The organism is Nitrospirota bacterium (genome assembly GCA_015233895.1).
Classification (GTDB): domain Bacteria; phylum Nitrospirota; class Thermodesulfovibrionia; order Thermodesulfovibrionales; family Magnetobacteriaceae; genus Magnetomonas.
Map to the genome: position 1 here is coordinate 387,514 of JADFXG010000001.1, position 19,242 is coordinate 406,755.

At 43.2% G+C, this 19,242-nt stretch carries 15 protein-coding genes, 1 pseudogene and 1 riboswitch; of the genes and pseudogenes, 9 read left to right on the forward strand and 7 right to left on the reverse strand.

Annotation, left to right across the window (positions count from 1 at the left end):
• Nucleotides 1-18: 18 nt before the first annotated feature.
• From HQK88_01700 to HQK88_01735, 8 genes and pseudogenes are all read left to right on the forward strand, one after another.
• Nucleotides 19-474: an NAD(P)H-dependent oxidoreductase subunit E gene (locus HQK88_01700; protein ID MBF0615512.1), complete on the forward strand. Its 456-nt coding sequence runs from the start codon at nucleotides 19-21 to the stop codon at nucleotides 472-474.
• 38 nt (nucleotides 475-512) lie between these two features.
• Nucleotides 513-2,291 (forward strand): NADH-quinone oxidoreductase subunit NuoF, encoded by a 1,779-nt coding sequence (nuoF, locus tag HQK88_01705; protein MBF0615513.1) that lies wholly within the window; start codon nucleotides 513-515, stop codon nucleotides 2,289-2,291.
• A gap of 19 nt (nucleotides 2,292-2,310) precedes the next feature.
• Nucleotides 2,311-4,977 carry a formate dehydrogenase subunit alpha gene (gene fdhF / locus HQK88_01710; protein ID MBF0615514.1) on the forward strand — a complete coding sequence of 889 codons (2,667 nt, stop codon included), beginning with the start codon at nucleotides 2,311-2,313 and terminating at the stop codon, nucleotides 4,975-4,977.
• Between the two features lie 14 nt (nucleotides 4,978-4,991).
• The gene (locus HQK88_01715; protein MBF0615515.1) at nucleotides 4,992-6,755 is read left to right on the forward strand and encodes a formate--tetrahydrofolate ligase; all 1,764 of its coding nucleotides are present in this window, start codon (nucleotides 4,992-4,994) and stop codon (nucleotides 6,753-6,755) included.
• 104 nt (nucleotides 6,756-6,859) lie between these two features.
• Nucleotides 6,860-7,042: riboswitch (cobalamin riboswitch) on the forward strand.
• A 109-nt stretch (nucleotides 7,043-7,151) separates the two neighbouring features.
• The gene (locus HQK88_01720; GenBank protein MBF0615516.1) at nucleotides 7,152-7,988 is read left to right on the forward strand and encodes a sirohydrochlorin cobaltochelatase; all 837 of its coding nucleotides are present in this window, start codon (nucleotides 7,152-7,154) and stop codon (nucleotides 7,986-7,988) included.
• Between the two features lies 1 nt (nucleotide 7,989).
• Nucleotides 7,990-9,053 (forward strand): annotated as a pseudogene (locus tag HQK88_01725) (energy-coupling factor ABC transporter permease).
• Nucleotides 9,037-9,789 carry a cobalt ECF transporter T component CbiQ gene (gene cbiQ, locus HQK88_01730; protein MBF0615517.1) on the forward strand — a complete coding sequence of 251 codons (753 nt, stop codon included), beginning with the start codon at nucleotides 9,037-9,039 and terminating at the stop codon, nucleotides 9,787-9,789. Before HQK88_01725 ends, cbiQ begins: the two are co-directional and overlap by 17 nt.
• On the forward strand, nucleotides 9,789-10,631 hold the full coding sequence (locus HQK88_01735; protein MBF0615518.1) for an ATP-binding cassette domain-containing protein: 843 nt from the start codon (nucleotides 9,789-9,791) through the stop codon (nucleotides 10,629-10,631). The genes cbiQ and HQK88_01735 overlap by 1 nt, the downstream gene beginning before the upstream one ends.
• A 39-nt stretch (nucleotides 10,632-10,670) precedes the next feature.
• Here the strand turns inward: HQK88_01735 and queC are convergent, their stop codons facing one another.
• From queC to HQK88_01755, 4 genes are all read right to left on the reverse strand, one after another.
• The gene (gene queC, locus HQK88_01740) at nucleotides 10,671-11,399 is read right to left on the reverse strand and encodes a 7-cyano-7-deazaguanine synthase QueC (GenBank protein ID MBF0615519.1); all 729 of its coding nucleotides are present in this window, start codon (nucleotides 11,397-11,399) and stop codon (nucleotides 10,671-10,673) included.
• Nucleotides 11,323-11,934 carry a glycerol-3-phosphate 1-O-acyltransferase PlsY gene (gene plsY, locus HQK88_01745; GenBank protein ID MBF0615520.1) on the reverse strand — a complete coding sequence of 204 codons (612 nt, stop codon included), beginning with the start codon at nucleotides 11,932-11,934 and terminating at the stop codon, nucleotides 11,323-11,325. The genes queC and plsY overlap by 77 nt, the downstream gene beginning before the upstream one ends.
• Nucleotides 11,931-12,467 carry a CDP-diacylglycerol--glycerol-3-phosphate 3-phosphatidyltransferase gene (gene pgsA / locus HQK88_01750; protein MBF0615521.1) on the reverse strand — a complete coding sequence of 179 codons (537 nt, stop codon included), beginning with the start codon at nucleotides 12,465-12,467 and terminating at the stop codon, nucleotides 11,931-11,933. Before pgsA ends, plsY begins: the two co-directional genes overlap by 4 nt.
• 282 nt (nucleotides 12,468-12,749) lie before the next feature.
• A complete protein-coding gene (locus HQK88_01755; GenBank protein ID MBF0615522.1) occupies nucleotides 12,750-13,382 on the reverse strand; it encodes a hypothetical protein in 633 nt (210 codons plus the stop codon).
• Nucleotides 13,383-13,938: 556 nt separating this feature from the next.
• Here HQK88_01755 and HQK88_01760 point away from each other — a divergent pair.
• The gene (locus HQK88_01760) at nucleotides 13,939-15,804 is read left to right on the forward strand and encodes a GAF domain-containing protein (GenBank protein MBF0615523.1); all 1,866 of its coding nucleotides are present in this window, start codon (nucleotides 13,939-13,941) and stop codon (nucleotides 15,802-15,804) included.
• Nucleotides 15,805-15,914: 110 nt separating this feature from the next.
• On the opposite strand, the gene HQK88_01765 is transcribed toward HQK88_01760, so the two are convergent.
• Genes HQK88_01765 through HQK88_01775 form a run of 3 tightly spaced genes read right to left on the reverse strand, consistent with a single transcriptional unit; the run spans nucleotide 15,915 to nucleotide 19,184 of the window.
• The gene (locus HQK88_01765; protein ID MBF0615524.1) at nucleotides 15,915-17,039 is read right to left on the reverse strand and encodes a hypothetical protein; all 1,125 of its coding nucleotides are present in this window, start codon (nucleotides 17,037-17,039) and stop codon (nucleotides 15,915-15,917) included.
• A complete protein-coding gene (locus tag HQK88_01770) occupies nucleotides 17,026-18,231 on the reverse strand; it encodes an aminotransferase class I/II-fold pyridoxal phosphate-dependent enzyme (protein ID MBF0615525.1) in 1,206 nt (401 codons plus the stop codon). The genes HQK88_01765 and HQK88_01770 overlap by 14 nt, the downstream gene beginning before the upstream one ends.
• Nucleotides 18,222-19,184, reverse strand: coding sequence for an NAD(P)-dependent oxidoreductase (locus tag HQK88_01775; GenBank protein MBF0615526.1), 963 nt, complete (start codon nucleotides 19,182-19,184; stop codon nucleotides 18,222-18,224). The genes HQK88_01770 and HQK88_01775 overlap by 10 nt, the downstream gene beginning before the upstream one ends.
• Nucleotides 19,185-19,242 lie beyond the last annotated feature (58 nt).

The window sequence follows — 19,242 nt, forward strand, 5'->3', positions numbered from 1 at the left end:
TTTTGGAGCAAGAATGCTATGGAAGAAGTGCTTGACAGAATAATTGACGATTTTGTAAAGAATGAGGGCAATCTGGTTTCCGTATTGCAGCATATTCAGGATGAGCTTAACTATATTTCAGAGGAGGCCGTGTATTACGTATCAGAGAGACTGAATATACCGGCAGGGAAATTCTTTGGAGTAGCAACCTTTTACTCGCAGTTTTATCTTAAACCGCGGGGCAAAAACATCGTGACACTTTGTTGTGGCACGGCTTGTCATGTTAAGGGATCGGCTAAGCTCATTGACAGAACACGGCAGGAGCTTCAGCTTGCCTCAGATGAGGAAACCACTAAAGACGGCAATTTCACGGTTGAAAAGGTAGCCTGTGTTGGCGCCTGCAGTATTGCCCCTGTGGCAATTATTAACAAAAAGGTGCACGGTAAGGTAAACATTAACCAGCTTCTTAAGAAAATTAAAGAATTGAGTTCTTAAGAGCGCTTAAAAACAAAAAAAGTGTTAAGGTACGAATAATGAAAAAAAGAATCAGCATTAATGTTTGCATGGGCACGGGCGGAATGGCTGCCGGAGGCAAAGAGGTGCTGGACAGGTTTGCCGAGGAATTTAACAAAGAAGGCATATCTGCTAAGTTTCAGGACAGCCCCTATATACACAAGGTGGGTTGCCGCGGCTTTTGCGCAAGAGATGTTCTTGTTGATATTGTTATTGATGGCAATAAGACTACCTACGAGCACGTCACACCCGACCATGTCCCACAGATTGTCTCAGAACATATAGTAGGCGGAGTCGTGGTTGCCGCTCTTTCGGTTAAAGAGGACTACCATGCCTTTAAGGATAAGCAGGTTAAGGTAGTGCTTTCCGATTGCGGCGAGTTAGACCCGGAAGACATTGACGCATATATAAAGAGCGCCGGGTATCAGTCTATAAAAAGAGTGCTTGACGGCATGACCCCCGATGATGTTATCGGAATTATCAAAGACTCAGGGTTAAGAGGCCGCGGAGGGGCCGGATTTCCAACCGGTCTTAAGTGGGAGTATGGGCGCCGTGAAAAGTCTCCTGTTAAGTATTTAATCTGCAACGCCGATGAAGGAGACCCCGGGGCATTTATGGACAGGTCAGTGGTTGAGGGAAACCCGCATCTCCTGATAGAGGGCATGGCTATCGGCGCTTACGCTATCGGCGCGGAACACGGATACGTCTATATCAGGGCTGAGTATCCGCTTGCGGTGGACAGACTCCGGTTGGCGCTTAATCAGTCAAGAGAGCGTGGGTATTTGGGTAAGAACATTCTTAATTCAGGGTTTAATTTTGATATAAAGGTAAAACTCGGTGCCGGTGCTTTTGTATGCGGTGAAGAGACTGCCCTTATTGCCTCCATTGAGGGTAAGCGCGGAATGCCAAAGGCTAAACCGCCCTTTCCGGCTCAAAAGGGACTCTTTGGAAAACCCACAATCATAAACAACGTGGAAACCCTTGCCAATGTGCCCTATATAATCAGAAACGGCGCGGAATGGTTTGCCTCTATGGGAACGGAAAAGAGCAAGGGCACAAAGGTGTTTGCTTTGACCGGTAAAGTGAAAAACACAGGCCTCATAGAGGTCCCCATGGGAATAACACTGCGAGAGATAATTTATGACATAGGCGGGGGAATCGAAAAGGACAAGAAGTTTAAGGCGGTACAAACTGGGGGCCCATCGGGAGGCTGCCTTACCGAGGACCTTCTTGATATTAGCGTGGATTATGAATCACTGGGCCAGGCCGGCTCCATAATGGGCTCAGGCGGTATGGTTGTTCTTGATGAGGACAACTGTATGGTAAACATGGCCAGGTACTTTTTAGAGTTTACCCAAAATGAGTCCTGCGGAAAATGTACACCGTGCAGAGTTGGCACAAAGCGGCTGCTTGAGATTCTTGACAGAATAACCGAGGGCAGAGGCAAAACAAACGACATGGAACTGCTTGAGGATCTTTCAAGAGACATCATAGCTGCCAGTCTCTGCGGACTTGGCCAGACGGCACCTAATCCAGTGCTAAGCACCCTCAAGCGCTTCAGAGGCGAGTACGAGGCGCACATAGTGGAAAAACGGTGTCCGGCAGGCGTTTGTAAAGCCCTGATTACTTATACCATAAATGCGGATAAATGCACCGGCTGTACAGCCTGTGCAAGGGTATGCCCGGTTACAGCCATTACCGGTGAGAAAAAGAAACCCCATAGAATTGACCAGGCCCTGTGTGTTAAGTGTAATTCATGTTTTGAGGCTTGTAAGTTCAATTCCATAAAAAAGATTTGATTTCAGAGGTACTTAGGATATGGATATAAATTTAACAATTAACGGCAAGAAGTTAATAGCACAAGAGGGAAAGACAATCCTTCAGGCTGCTCGTGAAAACGGGATTTTTATTCCAACCCTGTGTGACAACCCTCATCTTGAGCCATACGGAGGCTGCCGCCTCTGTCTTGTTGAACTTGAGGGGGTAAGAAGACCATTTTCCTCATGCACCACACCAGTCACCGAGGGAATGAAGGTAAGGACTGATACCCCTTATATAGAGAAACTAAGAAAAACTGTGGTAGAGCTGCTTCTTTCCGACCATCCCAATGACTGTATGGTTTGTGAGAGTGCAGGCAACTGTAAACTCCAGGAGCTTGCCTACCTGTACGGCCTTCGGTCAAACCGCTTCTACGGCCAAAGACGCCAGTATCATGTCAAAGACGGTAATCCGTTTCTTGAACGGGACATGGAAAAGTGTATACTTTGCGGCTTGTGCGTTCGGGTGTGTGATGAGGTACAAGGGGTCGGTGCAATTGACATATCCTATAGGGGTTTTAAGTCCAAAGTTTGTCCGCCTTTTGAGAAGGATTTAAACTGCGAATTTTGCGGCCAGTGTGTTTCAGTGTGCCCTACAGGAGCGTTAACCGGAAAGATTTGGGCTAAAAGGGGACGCCAGCACCTAAAGAAGGTTGACACAACGTGTGCATACTGCGGCACTGGCTGCAGCATTACTCTTGAGGTTAAAGATAACGAGGTGGCACGGATTTACTCCAAACCGGACACCCACAATCAGGGATGGCTCTGCGTTAAGGGGCGTTTTGGGTTTGAATTCATTAAAAGCAAAGACAGGCTGAAAACTCCTCTTATCAAAAAAGACGGCAAATTGCAGGAGGCCGGCTGGGATGAAGCACTTAGCCTTATTGCAGATAAATTTACAGAGATAAAGAAACAGCACGGAGCTGATGCTCTTGCCGGGCTTTCCTCGGCACGGTGTACAAACGAGGATAACTATATATTTCAAAAATTTATGAGGGCGGCAGTTGGTACTAATAACGTTGACCACTGCGCCAGGTTTTGACACAGCCCTACTGTGGCCGGTCTGGCCACCGTGTTTGGTTCAGGAGCTATGTCTAATTCTGTGCGTGAGACAGAGGATAACGATGTGATTTTTGTTATTGGCTCAAACACCAAAGAAAATCACCCCGTGGTGGCTTTGCGGATGATTAAGGCGGTTAAAAAGGGAGCTAAACTCATCATAGCCGACCCACGTAAGGTGCCCCTTGTTAAAAACTCACACCTGTGGCTTCAACAACTGCCGGGCACTGACGTTGCCCTGATTAACGGCATCATGCACGTCATATATAAAGAGGGATTAATGGATAAGTCCTTTATAGCAGAACGTACTGAGGATTTTGAAAAAATAATCCCAATTATAGAAAAATTTACGCCAGAGGCCGCTGAAAAAATCACCCGCGTGCCTAAAGAGAAAATCATAGAGGCGGCACGTATCTACGGAGGCGCTAAAAGTGCCGGTGTTTACTACACCATGGGAATAACTCAGCACTCTCACGGCACAGACAACGTGTTTTCACTTGCTAACCTTGTTCTTATGACAGGCAATATTGGTAAGCCTAATGCCGGTTTAAATCCGCTAAGGGGACAAAATAATGTACAAGGCTCATCTGACATGGCCTGCGCTCCTAACGTCTATCCTGGGTATCAGAAGGTGGATGATGAGGCTGTTCAGAAAAAATTTGAAGCAGCCTGGGGTGTACCGCTTTCCAACAAAGTCGGCCTTAACGCCGTTGACATGATGTATGCCGCAGAGGCAGGCAAAATCAAAGGCATGTACATAATGGGTGAAAATCCGGTAATGAGCGACCCCGATAAGGAACACACTGAAAAGGTGCTAAAAGGGATAGATTTTCTCGTAGTGCAGGACATTTTTATGACAGAAACCGGACGTCTTGCCGATGTGGTGTTACCTGCCACATGTTTTGCCGAAAAAGAAGGTACATTTACAAACACCGACCGGACGGTGCAAAGAGTGAGAAAGGCGCTTGAGCCGCCTGGTGATGCTAAAGATGACATGTCGGTAATAGTTGAGCTCTCTAAGCGGCTTGGGCTTGAAATGCCCAACACTACAGCCGAAACGGTTTTTGGCGAAATCGGCAGTGTGTGGACCAATATGAAGGGGATGAACTATAACAGGCTTGAAAAAGGCGGGCTTCAATGGCCCTGCCCGGATGAAAACCATCCCGGAACGCCGTATCTCTTTAAAGACACTTTTCCGCGCGGTAAGGGCAGATTTACTCCGGTTGACTTTCGCCCTTCGGAGGAGTTGCCAGACGATGAGTATCCATTGATGCTGACCACAGGGAGACAGCTTTTCCACTACCACACCGGCACTATGTCCCGACGGGTTCGGGCGCTTTCAACGGTATCACCAAAAGCTTATATTGAAATTCATCCGCTGGATGCCGAGCGCTTAAGCATTAGAGAGGGAGAGATGCTAAAAGTCTCTTCACGGCGCGGCTCAATAGTGCTTAAAGCCAGGGTGATTAAAAGCCCTGATGTCGGAGTGGTGTTTATCCCATTTCATTTCAAAGAGGCAGCAGCTAATGAGCTGACCAATCCGGTGTATGACCCAATATGCAAAATACCGGAGTTTAAGGTATGTGCAGTTAAAATAGAAAAACTGTAAGGAGGATTGTAACAGTGCCACTTGATCCAACAAAACACGCTGACTGGGAGATAGCCGAGGCAGCAGAAAAAAACATGAAGACCGTATATCAGTTGGCAGATGAGCTTGGGCTTGAAAAGAGCGAGCTTTTGCCGCATGGTCATTATGTTGCAAAATTGGACTTTAAGAGTATCCTTAAACGTCTGTCCAGTAAGCCTGACGGTAAGTATATTGACGTTACCGCAATAACTCCGACCCCTCTTGGCGAGGGCAAATCCACAACCACAATGGGGCTCACTCAAGGACTTGGCAAACGGAAAAAGAATGTTATAGCGGCAATAAGACAACCCTCCGGCGGCCCCACAATGAACATTAAAGGTTCAGCAGCAGGTGGCGGGCTTTCTCAGTGTGTGCCTCTGACTCCATTTTCACTTGGGTTAACCGGTGACATTAACGCCATAGTGAATGCCCATAACCTCTCAATGGTCGCTCTTACCTCCAGAATGCAACACGAGCTTAACTACTCGGATGAGCAACTGGCAAAGAGGAATCTCAAACGTCTTGGCGTTGATCCAAACAACGTGCAGCAGGGGTGGATAATGGACTTCTGCGCTCAGTCCTTACGGAAAATGATAATCGGAATGGGCGGAAAAATGAACGGGTACATGATGGAGAGCCGCTTTGACATAGCGGTGTCATCGGAGATTATGGCTATCCTTGCAGTTGCCAATGATCTAAAAGATTTCAGAGAAAGAATGGGTAAAATCGTAGTTGCCTATGACAAACAGGGCAGACCGATTTCAACCTCCGACCTGGAGGTGGCAGGAGCTATGACCGCCTGGATGGTTCAGGCACTGAATCCAAACCTGATGCAGACCATAGAGGGACAGCCGGTGTTGGTTCATGCCGGACCTTTTGCTAATATTGCAATCGGACAGTCCTCAATTATTGCAGACAGAGTGGGATTAAAACTTGCAGATTACCATGTTACTGAATCAGGGTTTGGCGCAGACATTGGTTTTGAGAAATTCTGGAACCTGAAGTGCAGGTACTCTGCCCTAAAGCCTCATGCTGCGGTCATCGTTGCCACAATCCGGGCACTAAAGTGTCACGGTGGAGCACCTATTCCGGTACCGGGTAAGCCCATTCCTGAAGAGTATAAGGGTGAAAACGTAGAGTGGGTTGATAAGGGCTGTGTAAACCTTATTCATCACATAAAGACGATTAAATCATCAGGGATTAACCCTGTTGTGTGTATCAATGCTTTCTTTACGGATACGGATAATGAGATTGCAACGGTGAGAAGGAATGCCGAGGCAGCAGGAGCTCGTGTGGCTCTGTCCAGACATTGGGAAAAGGGCGGCGAGGGTGCACTTGAGTTAGCCGATGCCGTAGTGGATGCTTGTAACGAGGAAAACCAGTTCAAATTCCTCTATCCATTAGAGATGCCGCTTACCCAAAGGATCGATAAAATCGCTAAAGAGATATATAATGCAGACGGAGCTGACTTCTCACCTGAGGCCCTTAAAAAGGCTAAGACTATCGAGTCTGACCCTGAATTAAGCAAGCTTGGCACCTGTATGGTTAAAACCCACCTGAGTGTCTCCGACAATCCTAACAAAAAAGGACTTCCTAAAGACTGGCGGCTCTTTGTACGGGATATACTGACTTTCAAAGGGGCCGGGTTTGTCGTACCGGTAGCAGGTGATATTAAGCTTATGCCTGGGACCTCATCAGACCCAGCATACAGACGCGTTGACGTTGACGTTGAAACAGGAAAAGTTAAAGGACTGTTCTAAAGAAAATGAGTCAATAAGGGAGAGGCACTGCCCATATTAGTGGGGGCGCCTCTCCCCCTCCCCTTTAAACCTTGCTTTATTTTTCTTTTGTTTTCATATAAGTTGACTATTCAAACAACTATAGTGTAAATTAAAAGATACGCGGTAAAGGACATTGAGTAATCTTACGCAGCCCCGCAGCCGTGGTGGGAACGAAAACCCTTAACTGCCACTGGGATAGAACCTGGGAAGGCGGGTAAGCAGGACACCCTAAGCCGGAAAACCTGACCGCATGCAGTAGAGGTAATTTGTCTCTTATTAACTACGAGGGTGGTCAAATGAAGTTTTTGTTGTTTAATTATTTTGAGCAATATACTTTAATCATCTCTTTGCCACAACGCGTGGGAGGAGCTCATCTTGAAAGAAAGAAAACTTAAAAAAAGAAATTTACAACAAAATCCCGCTATTGTTATAGCTGCCTTTGGCACCACTTCACGTGGCAAGGCTGCTTATGACAGATTTGATAAAAAAGTCAGGGAGCAGTATCCTGCATACGAAATCCGATGGGCATACACGTCTGAGATAATACGCGAAAAAACCGGAATACCAGGAATTCTCCAGACTTTGGCACAATTGGAGGACAGCGGTTACAGAAAGGCCATAATCCAGCCGCTTCAGATTTTTCCGGGTACCGAATACCATGAGTTAATTGAAACCTGCCGTTCCTTTCCAGGAATGCGTATCGTAGCCGGAGAGACTCTCCTTCACAGATGGCAGCACGTGCATGAGGTGTTTGCTCTTGTCTCACAGAGCTTTCTTAAAAAGGATGAAGGATTTAATATCGTTGTTGCCCACGGAACACCTCTTTGTGCTGACCCCGCTAATATCCTCTACCTGTCTCTTGAATCCTATATTTCTCAGCAGGTTTCTAATTCTTTTTTTGCTACAGTTGACGGATTCCCTGATAAATTACATGCGCTAAATAAACTCTTTGCTCACTCGGACGCCAAAAAAATCAAAAATGTGCGCTTAATCCCTTTTATGTTTATCTCAGGACTTCACTTTGAGCACGATTTGATGGGTGATAACGACAGTTTTAAAACAGCTCTGCAAAACATGGGTTACAAGGTTGAATGTCTTACAATCACACACGAAAATCAGATTTACTCCAAAGGTCTAGGTTTTTATGAAGGAATACCTGAAATGTTTATTAACAGAATTGAACGCGCTATGTCGCTTATGGAGGTTTATTAATATGGAAATCAAGAAAATTGTGTTTTTATTGACATTTATACTATTAACATCGGTTTTCCCGGGAACTGTCTATGCAATGCACATTTCAGAGGGTATTTTACCGCTCAAATGGGCTGCTCTGTGGTCTTTTGTAGCACTACCGTTTGTTTTATATGGGCTTTACAGGTTTAAAAAAATATCGTCTATAGATATTTCATTTAAACCGCTGGTGGGGCTTATGGCTGCGGTGGTGTTTATAATATCCTGTATGCCTGTGCCTGTGCCAACGGCGGGAACCTGTTCGCATCCATGCGGAACGGGGCTTGCTGCCATTTTGCTTGGCCCCTCAATAAGCGCTGTGGTAAGTGCCGTGGCTCTTCTTATCCAGGCGCTGTTTCTCTCTCACGGAGGACTTACCACATGGGGCGCTAATATCGTTTCCATGGGAGTTGTGGGCTCCTTTGCCGGTTTTTTCACTTTTAAGGCTTTACGGGTAATGAAAATAAAACTTGCCGTTGCGGGTTTTTTAGCTGGGCTCATTGCCGATTGGGCAACATACTTTTCTACCTCTGTCGAGCTTGCCTCCGGTATAAAAGGAGACTCTCCCTTTTTGCCCCTTTTTTGGAAAATTCTGATTTCCTTTATTCCCACTCAGTTGCCGCTTGGGATTTTAGAGGGCGCTATAACCGCTGGGATGGTTGTCCTTCTTTCTAAAAAGAGACCCGATCTTCTTGTAAAAATGCGTGTGCTGAAACCGGAGGATGTAACGGTATGACTTCTCTAAAAAGAAATATTTATATAATATCTTTAACTATTGTATTTGTTTTAACAGTTTTTTTGTCAGTCTCTTTTGCCGGCCAATGGACAGGAGTTGACCAATCTGTAGTACAAAAATATGCAGAGGAACACGGAAGGAAAGCGTGGAAACCATTTATAAACACAGACCAGGGCGACCTCTTGCTTTTTGTTTTCCTCATTGCCGGAGCTGCCGGAGGATTTGTTGCCGGTTATTCATGGAAAAAACTTATGGATCAAAAACAACCTGAAGCTAAAAAAGAGGAAAAAACAAATGCACTCCCTCACTGAGTATTCAAACAAAAACTACTGGATTTGCAGGGTTGACTCCAGGGTAAAACTCGTTGTCACCTTTGTGCTTTTAGTTATGATCTTAACTTATAAGGGGTTTACATTTCCTTTGCTTATGTTTTTTCTATGTTTAATGTTGTGTTTTAGAATAAAAATACCTTTAAACACTTTTGTCCTCAGATTTTCTGAGCCAGCTTTTATAGCAGCTGTGCTACTGGTATTAAAAATTTTCTTTACCGGTCATGATGTACTTTTTCATATAAATCTCTACAGCGTATCTGTTACCGGATACCGGGACGGACTGATGACTGGGCTTGCCATAGTAGGGAGAATAATCGGAGCGGTGTCTGTTGTCGTAACACTTGGCTTTACCACGCAATTTGCCGAGATAATGGCGGCTCTTTCGTGGTTTAGGATACCTAAAAGCTTCGTCGAAATATCCATGTTTGCCCTCAGATACATTTTTGTGTTGATAGATGATGCTACGGTAATCTATAGCGCTCAAAAAAACCGTCTTGGCTACTCCTCTATTAAAAGGGGTCTCAAGTCCTTTGGCACACTTGCTGGCTCTCTGACCCTGAAAGCATTCGAGCACAGTCAAAACCTGACCACAGCCATGGTTCAAAGAGGATACGACGGCTACATTCCATTGCCTGAAACCCTGCCGCTAAAACATACTGACATCATTGTTTCCATCCTGTTTCTTATACTTATGGGGGCAGCGTGGAGAATCTAATTAAATCTTTAACAGTCAGACTCTCAATAACAGTTGACTCTTATAAATACCCTGACGGCACAAAGGCGCTTTCTGCAATTGACTTAAAGATAAAACAGGGCGAATTTGTGGGCATACTGGGTGCTAACGGCTCAGGGAAAACCACGCTGCTTAAGATAATGGACGGAATAATTAAGGACTATGACGGAACGTCATTTTTAGACGGCAAGGATTTACGGAAACTGTCCCCACGTGAAATTTATAGCAAAGTGGGTATGGTTTTTCAAAATCCTGACGATCAACTCTTTGCCTCAACTGTGTTTGAGGATGTCTCTTTTGGCCCTGTAAACATGGGGGTCTCTAATGAAGAGACCATACACCTTGTACAAAAAGCGCTTAAAGCAGTTGAGATGGACCCCTTTGCAAAAAAATCAATCCATAATCTTAGTTACGGACAGAAAAAAAGAGTCTGCATAGCAGGACTTTTGGCAATGGGACACGAAATACTGCTCCTTGATGAGCCAACCTCCGGGTTAGACCCCATGGGTGAATACAAGATGATGTCTCTTCTAAATAAATTAAATAAGGAAAACTCTGTAACAATTGTTATGGCAACTCACAGCGTTGAGCTAATCCCCTTGTTCCTTCATAATCTCTACATACTAAGCAGAGGCAGTGTCACCAGGGGAGGTAAACCGGAGGAGGTCTTTACAGCCCCGGAGGATATGGAGGATGTTAAGCTCCGTCTCCCTCAAATAGCCGAGCTTATTTATAAACTAAAAAATGAGGATGCCCTGCCCTTTAGCAAACTCCCGCTTACTATCGGAGAGGCCAGAAGGGAAATACTTAAATTGTACTCATGAGTCAAGGCAGAGCCACGCTATCCATGTGAAGTTTCTCCCTTATATCAATTGCGGATCGGCAATTGCGGCCTCTTTAAAACCCCTCTCTCTTATTAAGCAGCTTTGGCACTCTCCACAAGGAGTACCTGTGGGGCCTGGATCATAGCAACTCAAAGTTAAAGCAAAGTCAACTCCAAGGGAGACGCCAAGCGTTATAATTTCTGCCTTAGACATGTACAGTAGCGGCGCATGGATTTTAAACTCCGAGGTATGCTCAACTCCGGCCTTTGTTGCCAGATTTGCCATAGCCTCAAAAGCCCTGAGATACTCCGGGCGGCAGTCAGGATAACCGCTATAGTCAACTGCATTGGCTCCAATAAAGATATCTTCTGCCCCGGCAGCTTCAGCTAAGGAAAGGGCAAAGGAAAGAAAAATCGTGTTTCTTGCCGGTACGTATGTTACCGGTATGGACTCGGAGGTATCCTGAGGTACGCCCTTAGGAACTGCAATGTCAGAGGTAAGAGCTGAGCCTCCGATTGCTCTTAAATTAAAACTCAAAACAGTGTGTTTTTTTACATTAAAGAGTTCAGCTATGCGGCTTGAAAATTGCAACTCAATCTTGTGTCTTTGCCCGTAATCAAACGACAGTGCATGTACGTCATACCCCTCAGAGAGTGCAACAGCAAGGGTTGTAGAGGAATCCACCCCGCCGCTAAGTAGGAGTATCGCTTTTTTCACAGCTCTTTTTTCCGATTTTAGGTTCCTCGCCACTGAGTAGCTTCCGGACATTTACCTTGTGTTTATAAAAAATCAGAAGGGCCAGTATCAGGCTGAAGTTAAATTTATCAAACGTCTGGCCATATATAAAAACAGATGCAAACGGGAGCACTGTAAAGGCAACCAGTGCCGACAAAGAAGAGTACCGTGTAAGCACTGCTGTTATAAGCCACGCCAGTATTACAACCACACCGGCATAGGGCATAAAAAACAAAACTGTTCCAATGCTTGTTGCAACCCCCTTGCCGCCCTTAAATTTCATAAATATTGAAAAATCATGGCCTAATACGGCAAAAATGCCCATAAGGCCTACGGCAATTTCGCTCTGTCCGGTTAGTTTGCCTATTAATATGGCAACAGCGCCCTTAAGTGTATCCCCAAGGAGAGTAAAGAGGGCTGGCAGTTTTCCAACTGATCTCAGTACGTTTGTGGCGCCAATGTTACAGCTTCCTGTTTTTGTCAAATCCACACCTTTGGTTTTGGCTATCAGCACCCCAAAGGGAACTGAGCCTAAAAGAAAAGAAAGTATGAGCAGCAAAACTATCATATTTTTCTCCAAAACACCACCGTATATTGTACACCTGAGACAACGGCAAGAAACACAGAAATCCAGATAAACATAAGCCCTGTGGTGTAGAAGTTAAATCCGGTAAAGAGATTGCCCTCCACTATCATACATAGTATTCCGGCTATCTGGGTTGCTGTCTTAAGTTTGCCTCCCAGTTCTGCCTTTATAACAATATCCTTAGTGAGGGCTACGACTCTGAGAGTAGTAACAAGAAACTCCCTGACAATTATTATCACAGCAGGCCATATTGACAGATACCCCATATCAACAAGAAGGATAAGAGCCGCTATGACTAAAAACTTATCTGCTATCGGGTCCATAATTATCCCAAACGTTGTAACCTGCCCGGAACGCCTTGCCAGATAACCGTCCAGAAAATCCGTAATTGCTGCCAGTCCAAACACCGCAGCCCCAGCTAACGGCTGAGTCGGAGTTACGTACAAAAACACGGGAATCAACAAAATCCTGCTTAACGTCAACACTGTTGGAGCATTAAGACGTATTGTTTTCATTTCGATTTCATGTGCCATTTACGTTTTATCTTTTTCTCTGCAGACATCCACTAAATAGTTTAACATATTGATGAGCAGTCAGAGTGTTTTATAACAAAAATCTGTCAACATAAGCAATAGAAAGCATAATTTTTTTTATAAATGACGACAAAAATCATGCCAATTTTACTGACTTTAAGTACATTCATCTTTTTAATAAATATGCATAGAACCTTCTTTTACAAATCATCCGGCACATCATTAAAAACTTATGTAATAAAAGGTTGGACTCACCAGTCAGCTTTAATGGTCTCCTTTATGTTCCATAGCCATCATTAAAAAGCCGGAAAAGTATCCATTATCCGGAGCAAGTGAAGGATCAACATGTTCTTTCATCTCATTTATGGCATCCCGGTATTTTTTGTAGAATTGATATGTTGGGTTAGGTTTATACTCAAACCCTTCCAATTCAAAAAACTCAATAACACCCTTAACTGTAGTAGGCTTCATGAATACTTCCGTTTTAGGAAATACATAGAAAGGGCATACGGTCACCAAAGACCACGTAGCCAGTTTTATATTTTTTAATGCTTTAACAAGCAGTTCAAAACCTGAATCTTGATTGGAGTAGAGAAATTTATACAAGGCATTAGCCATTTGCTCCTGCATATATGAGGGTAAGATTTTTGCAGAATCTCGAAATTTAGGCTTTTCAAATATTGAAATAAGCGAGGAACGAGTAACTACCTGGATCATTGCGCTAACAATATCAAGTGGATTTTCAAAATTTGCTTTATCAAAAAGTTTGGATGCAAGTTCTGTCATTTGTACAGGTTTATGTTTTTTTGCAATTTGTTGCATAATGGGGTTTGAAAATCCATCTGGATAGATATCAAAAAAATCCTGCTCAGCCTGCTTAAGTTTTGATATATTCACTATTAAACCATCTTTTTTCTATATTATTTACGCTCACAATTTTACACTTATAGTCTATAATATACCATATTTACAGCACTATTATGATTAAAAAAATCGGGAGGTAACCTGTGTCGATAAATCCATGGATTGATGTAACATTAACCCTTAGTACGGATATGGTGGTGTGGAGGGGGGATCCGCCTTTTTACATTAGAAAAAAAATGAGTAGCGATGGCTCTCCTGTAAGAGCAATTTTGAGAAAGTTGCAGTAATATGGAAGCCTTCTAATCTGGAGTAATCTTGCTTGCGGTACTACAGAATATACCTCTAAGTACTCCCACTATATAGCTTTTTCAAAAATTCTGCAGGAGACTGGTTAATTTGATCCTCCCTGCCACAGCATCAAAATAGCGCTTTGGCAACGAACTTATCAGCTGTAGAGTCATAAAATCCAAAAAATCCAACACGAGCTATGACTTTTATTTTGATATTTTTTTAGTAATTTTTGTATAATTAAGATACATAGGTGAGGGATGTTTTTGGGCAGAAGCGTAACGAGCAAACAGGAGTAAACATGGAATCGTTAGAGCTGTTTTTTAGAAATAATATGGACTTCGTGTTTCTTGTGTATGGATTTTCTTTTGTTTTTATGGGTGTTGCCTTATTGTTACGGCAAAAAAGTGACGGACAATTTAAACTGGCAAAAGTCATCTGGCTATTGTCCTTATTTGCCGTGCTTCATGGTACAAATGAGTGGCTTGATATGTTGTTATTAACACACACTTCTTACAAAGTGCTAAAGATCGCATCACTTTTGTTTTTAATTTCATCATTTTGTTTTCTATTTGAGTTTGGCAGGAAAACTTTGAGAATATGCGAGGATGAATCTGTAAGAAAAATTTCTCAATATTTAACGTGGTGGTTAGTGCCGGTGCTTTTAACATTTATCTTTATTGTCTCGTTTAATTCAGAATCGCCAATAAATACAGTTGGGACACTATCAAGATATTTTTTAGCGGTATCGGGTTCTTTTTTAACTGCAATCGGGTTGAGATTATACTGTAAAGAAACAGAATTAATAGAAAAATTAAACGTTAGAAAATATTTTTTAATTACTATAACATTTTTTATACTCTATGGTTTTTTAGCTGGATTTATTGTTCCCAAAAGCGATTTTTTCCCTGCTAATATCATTAATACTGATACTTTCTTATCTTTTACAGGTATTCCTGTTCAGGTATTCAGGGCAATTACTGCTTTTGTGATTGCTTTTTCTATGATTGGGGTACTTAAAATATTTAATTATGAAACAAAACAGAAGCTGCAAGAGACAATACAGGAATTACGTCTGCGGCAAGAGGATATAAGCCAAAACGCGAGAGTACATGAAGTTTTAAATTCAATACTTCGTGTATCACTATTGTCTGTTTCTCTGAGAAAGCAGCTTGAAGAGATTTTAGAAATCTTAATGTCAGTTCCGTGGTTGTCTTTACAAAAAAAAGGGTGTATATTCCTTTATGACGAAAAGTACGATGATCTCAGAATTGCAGCATATCATAATTTAAGTGATGCGCATTTATCGGCATGTGCCTCTGTTTCCCCTGGTAAATGTCTTTGTGGATTGTCTGCCTCTATGAAAGACGTAGTGTTTTCATCAGATTCTACAGATGAGAGGCACACCATCAGGTACAAAAACATGGAACCTCACGGCCACTATTGTGTCCCTGTTATACTGGACGAAAAACTTGTTGGAATACTAACTGTTTATTTAAATCATGGCCATATAAGAAATCACAATGAAGAGGTCTTTTTAAAAACAGTAGCAAACACTATAGCTGGAATAATAGTCAGAAAGAGATCTGAGCAAAAGATACATGACAGTGCTTTGACCCAAAATGTTATGAATCTGATATTAAACGTATCACTTGAACTGATTCCATTAAATGAAAAACTACAGAAAGTGCTTGATATACTCAGTAACGTATCGTGGATTTCTGCAACATCATCAATGGGATGTATATTTATAATTGAGGGCAACCCTGAAATGCTTGTAATGAAAGCCCACAGACAAATGCCTTTAAATGTATTCAGCACTTGCACCAGCCTCCCTCTGGGCAGGTGTTTATGCGGAACTGTTGCTAAGACTGGTAAAACGATATTTAAATCCTCGCTGGATGAAGACCATGACATTGTACTTAAAGGTATAGATAATCACGGACACTATTGTATTCCCATAAAATCAAATACAAAAGTTTTAGGAGTTATAAATATATATGTAAAAGCCGGACATCAATATGACAAGCCGGAGGAAACTTTTTTAACGTCTGTTGCTGACATATTGGCCAGCGTAATTGAGCGTAAAGCCGTAGAGGATAAGATTGGACAGATGATGATTTTGGAGCGCTCACTTAAGGAAAGTGAAAAAAATACCGTCTGTTAGTGGAACTTGCACAAGAGGGCATAATGGCTATTGATAAAAACGGCATGGAGTCATAAAACCCAAAACTAACACTGTAAAACTCCTGATGCGTAGGCATTTAGTAAACCCCACTATATCGGTTTTTCAAAAATCCTGAACGTTTTGTATAGCGAGCCGCCAATCATTTTAACCAGCATCTGAACCGGCAGGTTATCTTCTAAAATCCATGAAAATTCAACGGATGTAAATCCGTGTTTGCGGCATCCCTTAAATCCCTCCCTGAAAAGCAACGCGTCAACTCCCCGGTTTCTGTACCCGGCCTTGATACCCAAAAGCAAGAGTCTTGTCCCTTTTACCTTGCGTGAGTAATACAGTGCTTTGGCTATTGTCAGAGGGTTAAGTTTCCCCTTCATTTTTCTTAAAACTATATTAAAATCAGGAATGAGGCCTAAAAAACCTATCGGCTCACCGTTTTTTGAAGCTACTAAAGCCGTATCCGGCTCAACCACCTGTTTAAGCCGTTTACCAAGGTACAAAAGTTCATCATCCGTAAGGGGGATGAATCCCCAGTTTTTCTCCCAGGCGCTGTTGTACACCTCTTTGAATTTAGCAAGCTCCTCATAAAAGTGTCGCTTATCTACCTTTGTAACATAGACGCCGCTTTTTTCAGCTATCTGTGCCACTCGCTCCACTTTTTCAGGCAGCGCCTCCGGTATATCCGTTATGTAGGCATAGAGGTCCTTAGATTTACTCATTCCGTTAGATTCCATAAGCTCAATGTAGTAAGGCGGATTGTGCGGAGTCATCAAAACCGGAGGATACTCAAACCCCTTGATAACAAAGCCACACTCCTCATTTGTTGAGAAATTCATAGGGCCTCGCATTACAGAGAGCCCGTGCGATTTCAGCTGAACCGCAACAGTATCAAGCAGTGCAGTGGTAACAGATTTATCATCTATTGAGTCATAAAACCCAAAAAATCCAACACCATCGTTATGAAACTCCAGATGCCTCCGGTTTACTATTGAGGCTATGCGGCCAACATAAGTATTGTCCCTAAGGGCAAGAAAATACTTAACATCGGCGTGTTTAAAGAAGGGGTTTTTCTCTGCCGAAAAATGCTCTTTGAGGTCATGGGTCAGTTCCGGGGTAAAAAAAGGGTCATCTTTGTGGAGCGTAAGTGGAAATTTAATAAAATCCACCAGCTGCCGTTTATCCGTTACCTCTTGTATCTGTATTGTATTATTTGATAACACCAAATGCCCTGCCTGTTTTTTGAAAAGCGCTCAGAATAATATCAAGGTGTTCATCGGTGTGTGTTGCCATATAACTAGTTCTGACAAGTGACATTCCGGGGGAGACAGCAGGGGAGACTGCCACATTTACAAATACCCCCTCATCATGTAGCATCTTGCACATCTTATAAGCCAGTTCATCCTCTCCAACGATTACAGGCACAATGGGAGTCTGTGTGTGGCCTATTTTAAACCCCATTGACTTAAACCCCTCCATCATCTTTCTTGTGTTTTTCCACAGATTTTCCATTCGCTCCGGTTCACTCTCTATAATATCCAGCGCTGCGCTTACTGTGGCTGTTGCTGCCGGAGTTGGGCTAGCACTGAACATTAAGGACCTCGCACAGTGTTTTATGTAATGTATTATATCCTCTTTGCCGGCTATAAAGCCGCCTACAGAGGCCAGTGATTTGCTGTAAGTACCCATGATGAGATCCACCTCGCTCTCTAAACCAAAGTGCTCCGCCGTTCCCCGTCCAGTACGGCCCAGCACTCCTATTCCATGAGCGTCATCCACCATTACTTTGGAATTGTACTTTTTGGCCACAGTTACAAGGCCGGGCAGGTTTACAATGTCACCCTCCATGCTAAAAACGCCATCCACCACAGTAAGAGTGCTTCTACCACTCTCTGAGACCTCTTTTAGCACTCGTTCATAGTCCTCCATGTTGTTATGGCGAAACTTTTTAACCTCTCCGTAGGAAAGCCTGCAACCGTCTATTATACTTGCATGGTTCATCTTATCCAGGACAGCGGTATCATCTTTTCCGACAAGGGCTGAAATAACGCCAAGGTTTACCTGAAAACCTGTTGTAAAAATCAGAGCCGCCTCTGTCTTCATAAATTTAGCCAACTTATTTTCCAAAGCAACGTGTATATCCAGAGTGCCATTTAAAAATCTGGAACCGGCACAACCTGTACCGTATAGCCTGGTTGCCTCTATAGCCGCTTCTTTTACCTTAGGATGACTGGTAAGCCCCAGATAGTTATTTGAGCCTGCCATGACAACCTGCCGCCCGTTTATTGTCACCATAGGGTCCTGAGCACTCTCTATCATTCTGAAATACGGATAAAGCCCCAGCGCCATAACATCTTTTGCTCTGGTAAACTTATAGCACTTATCAAATATTGATTTTGAGTTTTCTATAGCCATTTGTGTATTTTGTACCAGTTTGCCGTCCACTTAATTCCCTCTCTCAGAGTTATCTCCGGTTTAAATGAAAAATCATTCACCGCATCTTCGCAATTGCATGTCCAGTGTGTGTGTTTAAGTTCAGCCATCTTGTCAGGGTTTATTATGCTTGATTTTGTCAGTTTTTGTATTATTTTGGCAATGAAAGGAATTGCACCTTGCGGAATTCTGAGTTTAATGTATTTGCAGTTAAGCTCAGTGGCTATTGTATCGGCAAGAAACTCGTTAGAATACGTTTCAGTATCGGTAAGATAGTATGTTTTCCCGACAGTGTTTTCGGTCTTTACCGAGTTTGCGATGCCTCTTGCCAGATCCTCCACATAGATAAAGGAATAGAAGGATGTACCCCAAAAGGGCAGATATCCGCTTTTAACCATCTTAAACAACATATAGAAGTCCTTGTCTCTGGGGCCATAAACCGCAGGCGGTCTTATTATGGTAACCGGAATCTCATCACTTTGCCTTATGACAGCCTCCTCACCCTGAAGCTTACTTCTGCCGTATTCGGAGACAGGATTAGGAGGTGAACAGGGACAAAGCGGCACGCCATTCAAAGACGGCCCTCCAACTGCAAGACTGCTGATATAGACAAATCTTTTTACGTTTTTATTATACCGGATCACATTTTTAATCAGATTATCCGTGCCGGTTACGTTTGTAGAATAGAAATCCCCTATGTTTGCAGCCTTTGTAAGCCCCGCAAGGTGAAACACATAATCAAACTCCTCAGTAATTTTGGGCAGAATCTCCTGTTGCAAACAGTCACCCAGCATCTTTTTAACCGGATGATTCTCAATCCACTTCAAATTAGAGTCGCCTCTGACAAGACATGTGACATTGTACCTCTGCCTCACCAATTCCTCAACAAGGTGGCTTCCTATAAAACCAGTTGCTCCGGTTACGAGTGCTTTCATAATTATTACAATTATATACGATTTCAGAGTCTTTTTTCTTGTGTTTTTGTTTATACTA

Coding starts and splice junctions, on each gene's coding strand:
- HQK88_01775 (MBF0615526.1), bottom strand. CDS start 19,184: ATGAAAGCACTCGTAACCGGAGCAACTGGTTTTATAGGAAGCCACCTT.
- HQK88_01760 (MBF0615523.1), top strand. CDS start 13,939: ATGGAATCGTTAGAGCTGTTTTTTAGAAATAATATGGACTTCGTGTTT.
- cbiQ (MBF0615517.1), top strand. CDS start 9,037: ATGCACTCCCTCACTGAGTATTCAAACAAAAACTACTGGATTTGCAGG.
- queC (MBF0615519.1), bottom strand. CDS start 11,399: ATGTCCGGAAGCTACTCAGTGGCGAGGAACCTAAAATCGGAAAAAAGA.
- HQK88_01700 (MBF0615512.1), top strand. CDS start 19: ATGGAAGAAGTGCTTGACAGAATAATTGACGATTTTGTAAAGAATGAG.
- pgsA (MBF0615521.1), bottom strand. CDS start 12,467: ATGAAAACAATACGTCTTAATGCTCCAACAGTGTTGACGTTAAGCAGG.
- nuoF (MBF0615513.1), top strand. CDS start 513: ATGAAAAAAAGAATCAGCATTAATGTTTGCATGGGCACGGGCGGAATG.
- HQK88_01770 (MBF0615525.1), bottom strand. CDS start 18,231: ATGGCTATAGAAAACTCAAAATCAATATTTGATAAGTGCTATAAGTTT.
- plsY (MBF0615520.1), bottom strand. CDS start 11,934: ATGATAGTTTTGCTGCTCATACTTTCTTTTCTTTTAGGCTCAGTTCCC.